Source organism: Telluria sp. ZB4P36 (genome assembly GCF_059685865.1).
In genome coordinates this window covers 321,483-332,485 of record NZ_JCASIE010000001.1, presented here as the reverse complement: position 1 = coordinate 332,485, position 11,003 = coordinate 321,483, and the positions used below count along the sequence as shown (strand labels likewise).

Here is an 11,003-nt window from a genome sequence, read left to right as displayed (position 1 = left end):
AACAATGATAAAGGGGACAACATGCGCAATAGAAGTAGTTTGACTTCACGACTACGGTCGTTCGCGAGTATCGGAGGCCTGCTGGTCGCGGTCGCCGGCGGCGGCCTGCCTGCGGCGAGTGCCTTGGCCCAGCAGCCGGCCGCCACGGCCGCCGCGGCGGTCGCGCCGGGCAGCATCCGCATCCACTTCCGCCGCACCCAGAATGACGTCGCCCAGTGGGGCGTATATTCCTGGGACGGCCCGGCCAATCCGAGCTCGGCCTGGATCACCGACCGCTTCATGTTCACCGGGCTTGACGCCTTCGGCGGCTACGTCGACATCCCGCTGGCCGCCGGCAAGACCGCGCTCTGGTTCCTTGTCACCGACGGCAACGGCACCAAGAACTGCGGCGCCGACCAGGGCGCGCCACTCCCCGCAGACGTCGCAAGCAAGGGCCACGAGATCTGGCTGCTCGAGGGCGATTGCAGCATTTATACGGCGCCGCCCGCGCTCAGCTACGGCAACCTGGCCCAGGCCGGCGCCCACTGGCTGGGCGCGCAGACCCTGGCCTGGCCGGGCGTCCCGGCGGCGGGCAGCTACAAGCTGTACTACGCGGCCAACGGCGGGCTCGGTTCCGGCGCGGCCGGCGTGACCGGATCGGACGGCAGCATGGACTTGCGCCTGGCGCCGCTGCCGGAAGCCGTGCGCGCGAAATTCCCGCACCTGGCCGGAGCCACCGGACTGGCGCTGTCCGCGGCGGATGCGGCGAAGCTGGCCGCGCTCGCCAGCGCGCAGTTCGCCATCGCCCAGTTCGACGGCGCCGGCAAGCTGGTGCAGGTCACCTCGCTGCAGAGCGCCGGCATGCTCGACGAAGTCTTCGGCGAGCGCGCGGCCAACGCCCAGCTGGGCGTCAGCTTCAACGGCGCCGGGGTGCCGACCTTCCGGGTCTGGGCCCCGACCGCGAAATCGGTGGCGCTCGACATCTATCCGGACGCGAATGCGCCCGCCGCCAGCCAGCTGCCGATGCGCTTCGACGCCGCCACCGGCGTGTGGAGCTATACCGCGCCGGACGCCGGCTGGACCAACCGCGCCTATTACACCTACACCGTCAAGGTGCTGTCGCGCTGGGCGAACAACACGCTGGTGACGAATACCGTGACCGACCCTTACTCGGTGAGCCTGAACGCCAACAGCGCGCGCAGCTTCATCGCAAATCTGGACAGCGAGGCGCTCAAGCCGCGCGGCTGGGACAGCCACCGCATCCCGAAGCTCGCGCATCCGGCCGACATCTCGCTGTACGAGCTGCACGTGCGCGATTTTTCCGTGAGCGACGACACGGTGCCGGCGGCCCGCCGCGGCAAGTACCTGGCCTTCACCGAAGGCGAGTCGCGCGGCATGCGCCACCTGAAGTCGCTGGAAAAGGCCGGCCTCACCCACGTGCACCTGCTGCCGGTGTTTGACATCGCCAGCGTCAACGAAGCCGGCTGCGCCAGCCCGGTCATTCCGGCTGCGGGACCGGCGTCGAGCGAGCAGCAGGCCGCGATCGATGCGGTGCGCGACGGCGACTGCTTCAACTGGGGCTATGACCCGGTCCACTACAATGCGCCGGAAGGCAGCTATGCCTCGAACGCCAACGACGGCGCCGCGCGCGTGCGCGAATTCCGTGCGATGGTGCAGGCACTGCACGAAACCGGCCTGCGGGTGACCATGGACGTGGTCTACAACCACACCAGCGCCTCGCAGCAGGGACCCTTGTCGACCCTCGACAAGATCGTGCCGACCTATTACTACCGCCTGAACGACAAGGGCGCCAACCTGAACGACAGCTGCTGCGCCGACACCGCCGCCGAGCACACCATGATGGCCAAGCTGATGACCGAGTCGGTGGCGCTATGGGCCAGCGAGTACAAGGTCGACAGCTTCCGCTTCGACATCATGTCCTTCGCGCCGCTCAGCGTGATGAAGGAGCTGCAGGCCCGCGTCAACCGCGCCGCCGGCCGCGAGATCTACCTGTACGGCGAGGGCTGGAACTTCGGCGCGGTCGGCAACGACGCGCGCTTCGTGACGGCGCGCCAGGCCAACCTGTTCGGCACCGGCATCGGCTCCTTCAACGACCGCCTGCGCGACACCGTGCGCGGCGGCGGCTGCTGCGACGGCGGCGAGAACCTGGTGAGCCAGCAGGGCTTCATCAACGGCGTGTGGTACGACCCGAACCACCTGGCGAAGCAGTCGCGCGACGATGCGCTGCGCCTGGCCGACCTGGTGCGCGTGGGCCTGTCCGGCACCCTGCGCGACTACCGCTTCCTTGATCGTTTCGGTTCGCTGCGCAGCAACGCCGACATCGATTATTTCGGCCAGCGCGCCGGCTACACCGCCAGCCCGGCGGAGACCATCAACTACGTCGAGAAGCACGACAACCAGACCCTGTTCGACATCAACGCCTTCCGCCTGCCGCAGTCGACCAGCCTGGCGGACCGGGTGCGGGTGCAGAACCTGGGCGCGGCCATCGTGCTGCTGTCGCAGGGCATCCCCTTCATCCACGCGGGGCAGGAGCTGCTGCGCTCCAAGTCGCTCGACCGCGACAGCTATAACGCGGGCGACTGGTTCAACCGCCTGGACTACAGCTACGCGTCGAACAACTTCGGCGTGGGCCTGCCCTCGGCCGACAAGAACCGCGACAACTGGGGCCTGATGACGCCGGTGCTGGAAAATCCGCTGATCAAGCCCGACAGCCGCGCCATCCTGTCGGCCAGGTCGGCATTCGAGGAGTTCCTGGCGATCCGCAATGACAGCAGCCTGTTCCGCCTGCGTACGGCCCAGGACGTGATCGAACGCCTGGCTTTCCACAACACCGGACCGGACCAGCTGCCGGGCCTGGTGGTGATGCGCATCGACGGCGAGTCGCCGCGCCGCTACCCGGACGCGCAGTACCGCAGCGTGGTGGTGCTGTTCAACGTGGACAAGGAGGCGAAGCGTATCGCCATTCCCGAGCTGAAGGGCCTGAAGCTGAAGCTGCACAAGCTGCAGCGCAAGTCGGATGACGCGGTGGTGAAGACGTCCAGCTATTCCGAAGCGAACGGCAGCTTCACGGTGCCGGCCCGTACCACGGCGGTGTTCGTCGAGCAGGGCGAGGGCCGCGACGAGGATTGAGCGGCGAAAGCGACAAGGGCAGTGCCTACTGCCCTGGCGGCAGTTCGGGCCCCTTGCCCGCATCCATGCGCGCGCTCTCGAGTTCGACCGCGCTCATGGTACTTACCATGGCCGTGCCGTCGCCCTTCTTGCGCGGGATGTTGCTGCCGGTCGGGACGTAAGGGCCTTCCTGGGCCAGGCTGTCGCCGCCGGAAGGGTAGTAGTAGGCACAGCCGCCCAGCAGGGTGGAGGCCGCGGCGGCCATCATCAACTTCTTCATACCTTCCAGCTCCTTTGTGCGTGTCGGGTGTGACCGATTGTAGTGCTGCACGGGCCGGAACAGCGGCTTTTGGCGCTGCCGCCGCACGATTACCCAGGGCGCATGGCGGCTACCTGATGCAGACCGCCCGGACCATCTTGATGTCCGTATGGCCGGCGAATACCTTCTCGATCCCGTCCATCTTCAGGGTCAGCATGCCGTCGTCGAGCGCCGCGCCGAGCAGCGCCGAGACCCGGCTGTGCTCGACCAGCAGGCGCTTGACCGCGTCGGTGCCGAGCATCAGCTCGTGCAGGCCGATGCGGCCGCGGTAGCCCTTGTTGCAGTCGTCGCAGCCGACCGCGCGGTACAGGGTGAAGCGGCCGTCGGAATCGGCGTGGCGTGCGCGCCATCCGCCCAGGATGCGCTCGCGCGCCGCGTCGGGATCGGCCTTGAACGGGGCGGTGCCGCGCAGGTCTTCGCTGTATTCCGCCAGCAGCGCATCGACTTCGGCGCCGTCCGGGTGGTAGGGCTGGCGGCAGCCGGTGCACAGGCGGCGCGCCAGGCGCTGCGCCAGGATGCCCAGCAGGGCGTCGGCGAAGTTGAAGGGGTCCATGCCCATGTCCAGCAGGCGCACCACCGATTCGGGCGCGCTGTTGGTGTGCAGGGTGGCGAACACCAGGTGGCCGGTGAGCGAGGCTTCGATGCCGGTGCTGACGGTTTCCTTGTCGCGCATCTCGCCGACCATGATCACGTCCGGATCGGCGCGCAGGAAAGCACGCATCACGCTGGCGAAGTCCAGGCCCGCCTTGCGGTTGACCTGCACCTGGCGCAGCCCTTTCTGCGTGATCTCGACCGGGTCTTCCGCGGTCCAGATCTTGGTCTCCGGCGTGTTCAGGTGGTGCAGGATTGAATGCAGGGTGGTGGTCTTGCCCGAGCCGGTGGGGCCGCACACGAAGAACAGGCCGTAGGGTTTTTCGATCGCCGGCAGCAGGCGCGCGAGGTTGTAGTCGCTCAGGCCGAGCTTCGCCAGCGGGATCGGCTCGCCCGCCTGCAGGATGCGCATCACCACGTCCTCGACCCCGCCGGCCGAGGGAATGGTCGCCACGCGCAGCTCGATGTCGAGCGGGCCGTACTTGCGGAAGCGGATCTTGCCGTCCTGCGGCTTGCGGCGCTCCGAGATGTCGAGGTCGCACATGATCTTGATGCGCGCCACCAGGGCGCTGCGGTAGCTCGACGGGATCTCGATGTAGGGCACCAGCACGCCGTCCTTGCGGAAGCGGATCCCGGTCTTGCCCTTGCCCGGCTGCGGTTCGATGTGGATGTCCGACACGCCCTGGCGGTGGGCGTCGACGATGACCTTGTTCAGCAGGCGCACCAGTTCGTTCTCGACCGCTTCCGAGACGTCGGACGAGGATTCGTAGTCCTGGTCGTCCTCGAGTCCCGACAGCAGCTCGCCCACGCTCTCGCTGGACGCCGCGCCGGTGCCGAAGAAGGCCTCGCGGGTCTGGAGGAACTCGGCGCGCGTGGTGACGCGCCACGCCACTTTCGCTTTCGGGAACAGCTGGGCGACGATGCGGCTGGCGGCGGTGCGCTCGGGGTCGACCGCCATCACCACCAGCCCGCCCGGGCCGTCCTCGAGCGGCAGCCAGCCGTTCTCCTCGACGTACTGCGCCTTCAGGTTGCGCAGCAGGTCCACCGGCTTGACGCGGTCCGGGCGGAAGGGCTCGTAGGGGACCTTGAAGAAGCTGGCCAGCGCGCCTCCGATGGCGGCGCGGCGTACGTGCAGCTCGCCTTCCAGCACCTCTTCGAGGTCGGTGTCCAGCTCGCGCGCGCGGCGGCCGGCCCCTTCCAGCTCGGCCTGGGTGAGCACCGCTTCCTGCACCAGCGCATCGTATTTGCCGCGCACGCGCTGGGGGCCGAGGCGATGGTCGAGCGCCACCGACAGGGTCTCGCACAACTGGCGCACCGCTTCCATCGCCCGCGGCGGGAACGGGCCGCCGGAGCGATGGTTGATGAACTGGACCACGCCGAGCAGTTCGCCGGCCTTGTCCTGCAGCGGTGCGACCAGCATCTCGCGGGTGCGGTAGCCGGTGCGCTGGTCGACCCCGCGCTGGAAATGCAGCTCGGGCGACAGGCGGCGCAGCTCGGCCTCATCGTAGACGTCGGCGATCTGCACGGCCTGGCGCGACGCTGCCACGAAGCCGGCGATCGAGGAAGGGCCGACCGACAGGCGCAGCTCGCGGAAGGTGGTGAGGCCGGTCTTGACCTTGGAGACGATGTGCTCCTTGTCCGGCGCGACGGCGTACAGCGTGAAGCGGTCGCAGTCGAGCAGCTCGCAGAAATCCAGTCCGAGGTCGAGCATGATCTCCTCGACCCTGGCGGTGGCATGGATCCGGTTGGTGATGCGCTGGAGCTTCTGGAAGAAGGCCAGCTGCCCGGCGGCGTCGTCCTGGTCGACAGCGGGCTGGTTCATCGCAGCACCACTTCCAGGCCTTCGAAGGCCAGGTGGACTTCAAGGCTGCCCAGGCGCTCGCGGTGGCGCGCCATCACGGCGGCGAATGCGGCCTCGAGCTCGTCGTCGCCGCGGGTCGGTTCGTGGTGGGTGCAGTACAGGGCGCGCGCACCGACCCGCAGCGCCATCTCGATGGCGGCATCGAAGGTGCCGTGGCCCCAGCCGGCCCTGGATGGGTATTCCTCGCGGGTGTAGGAGCAGTCGACGATCAGTGCGTCCACGCCGCGCATGGCGGCGTCGATCGCGCGCTCGCGCTCCTCCAGGTGGGCGTCGAAGGCGTCGAAGGCGGAATCGCCCGGCGGGTAGGGGTTGTGCCAGGGCTCGTGGTCGCCGGTGAAGAACAGCGAGCGGCCGCCGCAGCTGATGCGGTAGCCGAGGTTGGTGACCGGATGGTTCATCAGGACGTTGTCCACCACCGTGTCGCCGACCTCGATCGGCCTGCCGATATCCAGGGTGCGGTATTCGATGGTGGCGCCCATCTGGGTTTCGCTGACCGGGAAATAGCTGTTCTGGAGCTGCACCGCCATCACGTGTTCGATGCCGTTGCCGGTCACCGGATCATGGGCGCCGTGCAGGCGCACGCGGCTGCCCTTGATGAACAGCGGCGTGAAGAAGGGCAGGCCGTGGATGTGGTCCCAGTGGCTGTGGGTGATGAAGATGTTGGCCCGGACCGGCGGCTGCGCAGGCTGCGCCAGCAGGTGCTGAGCCAGCGGGAACAGGCCGGTTCCGCCGTCGAGGACGATCAGGGTGCCGTCGTTGCTGCGCACTTCGATGCAGGTTGTGTTGCCGCCGTAGCGCGCCGTGCGTGGACCTGGGGACGGTATCGAACCACGCACCCCCCAGAAGCGGAATTTCATCAGGACTCCCAGCCAGACTGGCTTTACTTTTATGGAATAAGGGGAATGATAACGGCTTTGTTTCCCAAAGCGATCAAAAAGTGCGGATTTTCAACACTCTTGCCACCCTCCCATATACATGAGGTCGTAACGAAGCTACACTTTCAGGAAATTACCAATTGGCAAAAGTGTTGCCGCATGCATATATTCCTCGCGATGCATGTGTTCCCACGCTGACTTATCATGCAAGAGTTGAACCCCACCCAGATCGCGCAACGCCTGCACCAGCTCACCGAAGTCAGCGTGGCGCTCGGGGATACGCACGACACCGGCGCACTGCTCGACCGCATCCTGCGCGTGGCCAAGCACATGACCGACGCCGACGGCGGCACCCTGTACCGCCCGAGCGAAGACCGCAAGAGCCTGTGCTTCCACATCTCGATCAACGACACCCTCGGCATCTACCAGGGCGGCGTGAGCGGCAAGCCGATCGACATCGCGCCGGTACCGCTCTACGACAACTACGGCAACAAGAACCTGGCCTCGGTGGCGGCCTATGCGGCCAACTTCAACCAGTCGGTGAACATCGAGGACGTGTACAAAGCGGACGTGTTCAACTTCTCGGGCATGCGCAGCTTCGACACCGCCTTCGGCTACCACTCGCAATCCTTCCTGACCGTGCCGATGACCGACCACGAGGGCGAGCTGGTGGGCGTGCTCCAGCTGGTCAACGCCAAGGATCCCGAGACCGGCACCATCCGCGCCTTCACCCAGACCGACCAGCGATTCATCGAAGCGCTGTCGGCGCAGGCGGCGGTGGCGCTGACCAACCAGCTCCTGATCCAGCAGCTGGAAAACCTGCTGGAAGCGCTGGTCAACCTGATCAACATCGGCATCGACGAGAAGTCGCCCTACACCGGCCGCCATTGCCAGTTCGTGCCCGAGCTGACCATGATGCTGGCCGAGGCGGTGCACGCGACCGCCGACGGTCCGCTGGCCGCTTTCCGCATGACCGACGCCGACCGCAAGGAGCTGTGGCTGGCCGGCCTGCTGCACGACTGCGGCAAGATCACCACCCCGGTGCACGTGGTCGACAAGTCGACCAAGCTGGAAACCATCTTCGATCGCATCCACCTGGTCGACACGCGCTTCGAGGTGCTGCTGCGCGATGCCGAGATCCGCGCGCTGCGCGCGCGTATCGAGCCGGGCGCCAACGTCGCCGCGATCGAGGACCGCCTGCAGTCGGAACTGGCGCGTATTCGCGCCGACCGCGACTTCCTGCGCCGCGCCAACGTCGGCGGCGAGGGCATGTCGCCGGAAGACCAGGAGCGCGTGCGCCGCATCGCCGAGTACCGCTGGACCGGGCCCGACGGCCAGGAGCAGGCCTTCCTCAGCGAGAACGAGCTGCTCAACCTGACCGTGCGCTTCGGCACCCTGACCGACGACGAGCGCAAGATCATCAACAACCACATCGACGTCTCCGTGCGCATGCTGGAGTCGCTGCCCTGGCCGAAGCACCTCAGGAACGTGCCGGAGTATGCCGGCGGCCACCACGAGCGCATGGACGGCAAGGGCTATCCGAAAGGCCTGACGAAAGACCAGATGTCGGTGCAGGCGCGCATCATGGCGATCGCCGACATCTTCGAGGCGCTCACCGCCTGCGACCGCCCCTACAAGAAGGGCAAGAAGCTGTCCGAGTCGCTGCACATCCTCGGCAAGTTCGCGCTCAACGGCCACATCGACCCGGACCTGTTCGACATTTTCGTGCGCAACCGCGTCTACCTGCAGTTCGCGCACAAGAACATGGACGCGCACCAGATCGACGAAGTGGACGAGTCGGCGATTCCGGGCTACCGGCCCTGAGCTATAGCAGCGCATGAAACGCATTCGCCAGGCCATCTCCCGGTACGGTGCGCGCTGGGCGCTCGGGCTGCTGCTGACCTGTATCGCCGTGGCCTACACGCTCGACTTCTGGGGCAGCCACACGATCGAGCGCCAGGACACCATCATTGCCGACATGCGCATGCGGCTCGAACCCTTCGAGCCCGATCCGGGCATCGTCATCGTCGACATCGACAGCAAGAGCCTGAACGAGGTCGGGCGTTTTCCCTGGAGCCGCAACGTGATGGCCAGGCTCGTCGATCAGCTGACCGGCCACTACGAGGTCGGCGCGGTCGGCTTCGACGTATCGTTTCCCGAGCCGGATACGAGTTCGGGCTACGAGGTGCTGGAGCGCCTTGCCGGGCGCGAACTGAAAGACGTGCCTGGACTGCAGCACCAACTGGGCCAGCTCAAGCCTGCGCTCGACTACGATGGCCTGTTCGCACAGGCCCTGCAAGGGCAGCCGGTGGTACTCGGCTTTAATCTTGCGGACGACCAGGCAAAAGGGGTGTTGCCCCCACCGCTGTTCACCGAAGACGACCTGAACGGCCGCATCTTGCTGGCGCGCGGTACCAAAGGCTACGAAGCGAACATCGCGCGCCTGCAGCAGGCAGCCGCCGGGGCCGGCGTCTTCACCGCGATTCCCGATGCAGATGGCCTGGTGCGGTCCTCGCCCTTGCTGTTCCAGATTGGCGACGCCTACTATCCTTCGCTATCGCTGGCAACTGTCGCCGCGGTCATGCAGGCGACGTCCATCAGGCCGCTCTACGACAGGACCGTCGACACGCTGTCCGCGAACGAGCGTGACGCCAGTGACGTGGAACATGTTGCGCTGTTTTCCAAAGCCGGGAACGTGCGCTTTCCTGTCGGCGAGGGCTTGAGTGCGACGGTCCAGTTCCGCGGCACCGGAGGGCCGGACGGCGGTGCGTTCCGGTATGTATCCGCAGCCGACGTATTGAGCGGAAAGGCGTCGAAAGATGTGCTCGAAGGGGCGATCGTCCTTGTCGGAACGACGGCGCCGGGCCTGCAGGACTTGCGGGCAACGCCGGTGAACAATCAGTATCCCGGGGTCGAGATCCATGCGAACCTGATCAAGTCGATGCTGGACGGGCGCTTCAAGACGCGTCCCTGGTATGCGCAGGCGCTCGAGAGCGTCATGGTTGCGATGGTCGGACTGGTGCTGACCGTCGCGCTGGCGGTGCTGTCGCCTGCCTGGTCGGTGCTGGTGGCGGCTGCCGTTTTCGTGGCCGTGGCCGGGGCAAACTATTACATGTACGCCGAACTGGATGCGGTCCTGAACGTCTTCATCTGCCTGCTCCTGATCGCCGCCCTGTTCGTGCTGAACCTCGCCTGGGGCTACTTCTTCGAATTCCGCAAGGGCAGGGCGCTGGTCTCGCGCTTCGGCGAATACGTGGCGCCGGAACTGGTGGCGCAGATGGCAGAAGACCCGGAAGCCTACAACATGGATGGCGAGAGCCGCGAGCTCACCGTCATGTTCGTCGACGTGCGCGGCTTCACCACCATCTCCGAAGGCCTCAGCCCCAAGGAGCTGCGCGAGTACATCAACCTCTACCTCACCGCGATGTCCGAGGACATCCGCTCCAGCCACCAGGGCACGCTCGACAAGTACATCGGCGACGCCGTGATGGCCTTCTGGGGCGCGCCGGTCAGCTTCCCCGACCACGCCAGCCGAGCGGTCGCCACCGCGCTGCTGATGCAGGACAGCGCGGCACGCCTGAACCGCGACTTCCTGGCGCGCGGCTGGCCCGAACTGAAGATCGGCATCGGCCTGAACACGGGCCCCATGCACGTGGGCGACATGGGATCGAAAATCCGCCGCGCCTACACCGTGATGGGCGACGCCGTGAACCTCGGCTCGCGCCTGGAGGGCATCACCAAGGTCTACGGCGTCGGCATCGCGGTCGGCGCCGCGACCCGCCTGGCGGCGCCGGAATTCGTCTACCGCGAACTCGACCTGGTGCGGGTGAAGGGCAAGAACGAGCCGGTCGCGATCCACGAACCGCTCGGCAAGCCGGCCGGGCTGGCGCCCGCGGTCCTGGACGAGCTGGCGCAGTGGGACGCGGCGCTGGCCCTGGTGCGCGCACAGGACTGGGATGCCGCCCAGGAGGCGATCGGGGCACTGGCAAGCGCCCATCCGGAGCGCGGCCTGTACGCCCTCTATCTGGAGCGCATCCGGCATTACCGCGTCCATCCGCCGGGCCGGGAATGGGGTGGTGTGACCAGCTTCGACTCCAAATAAGCGTGGTGTGACCTTCCAACAACGGCGAGGCCCGGCGTTTCCCCCTTTACATGGGGGAAGTTTCCTTTCCCATCTTAATTTTTCTCCACTGCAACAAAAAGCTCGTTACACTTCCACGAGCAGGGCCGCCCTCCGGCCGTTCAACTA

Annotated in this window: 6 protein-coding genes; 3 read left to right on the top strand and 3 right to left on the bottom strand. The window is 66.7% G+C overall.

All coding sequences use genetic code 11. From position 1 onward, the window contains the following. Nucleotides 1-39: 39 nt before the first annotated feature. Nucleotides 40-3,129 carry a pullulanase-type alpha-1,6-glucosidase gene (gene pulA / locus AC56LK_RS01595; RefSeq protein WP_497182814.1) on the top strand — a complete coding sequence of 1,030 codons (3,090 nt, stop codon included), beginning with the start codon at nt 40-42 and terminating at the stop codon, nt 3,127-3,129. 25 nt (nt 3,130-3,154) lie between these two features. On the opposite strand, the gene AC56LK_RS01590 is transcribed toward pulA, so the two are convergent. From AC56LK_RS01590 to AC56LK_RS01580, 3 genes are all read right to left on the bottom strand, one after another. Continuing rightward, nucleotides 3,155-3,388: a hypothetical protein gene (locus tag AC56LK_RS01590; protein WP_497182813.1), complete on the bottom strand. Its 234-nt coding sequence runs from the start codon at nt 3,386-3,388 to the stop codon at nt 3,155-3,157. Nucleotides 3,389-3,497: 109 nt separating this feature from the next. Further along, nucleotides 3,498-5,840 carry a GspE/PulE family protein gene (locus AC56LK_RS01585; protein ID WP_497182812.1) on the bottom strand — a complete coding sequence of 781 codons (2,343 nt, stop codon included), beginning with the start codon at nt 5,838-5,840 and terminating at the stop codon, nt 3,498-3,500. Then, nucleotides 5,837-6,736 (bottom strand): MBL fold metallo-hydrolase, encoded by a 900-nt coding sequence (locus tag AC56LK_RS01580; protein WP_497182811.1) that lies wholly within the window; start codon nt 6,734-6,736, stop codon nt 5,837-5,839. The genes AC56LK_RS01585 and AC56LK_RS01580 overlap by 4 nt, the downstream gene beginning before the upstream one ends. A 222-nt stretch (nt 6,737-6,958) precedes the next feature. Between AC56LK_RS01580 and AC56LK_RS01575 the strand changes: the two genes are divergently transcribed. Together AC56LK_RS01575 and AC56LK_RS01570 are read left to right on the top strand one after the other, a co-directional pair. Further along, nucleotides 6,959-8,578 (top strand): GAF and HD-GYP domain-containing protein, encoded by a 1,620-nt coding sequence (locus AC56LK_RS01575; RefSeq protein ID WP_497182810.1) that lies wholly within the window; start codon nt 6,959-6,961, stop codon nt 8,576-8,578. 13 nt (nt 8,579-8,591) lie between these two features. Further along, a complete protein-coding gene (locus tag AC56LK_RS01570) occupies nt 8,592-10,856 on the top strand; it encodes a CHASE2 domain-containing protein (protein WP_497182809.1) in 2,265 nt (754 codons plus the stop codon). The last annotated feature ends 147 nt before the right edge of the window (nt 10,857-11,003 follow it).

Coding starts and splice junctions, on each gene's coding strand:
- AC56LK_RS01590 (WP_497182813.1), bottom strand. CDS start 3,388: ATGAAGAAGTTGATGATGGCCGCCGCGGCCTCCACCCTGCTGGGCGGC.
- AC56LK_RS01585 (WP_497182812.1), bottom strand. CDS start 5,840: ATGAACCAGCCCGCTGTCGACCAGGACGACGCCGCCGGGCAGCTGGCC.
- AC56LK_RS01580 (WP_497182811.1), bottom strand. CDS start 6,736: ATGAAATTCCGCTTCTGGGGGGTGCGTGGTTCGATACCGTCCCCAGGT.
- AC56LK_RS01575 (WP_497182810.1), top strand. CDS start 6,959: ATGCAAGAGTTGAACCCCACCCAGATCGCGCAACGCCTGCACCAGCTC.
- AC56LK_RS01570 (WP_497182809.1), top strand. CDS start 8,592: ATGAAACGCATTCGCCAGGCCATCTCCCGGTACGGTGCGCGCTGGGCG.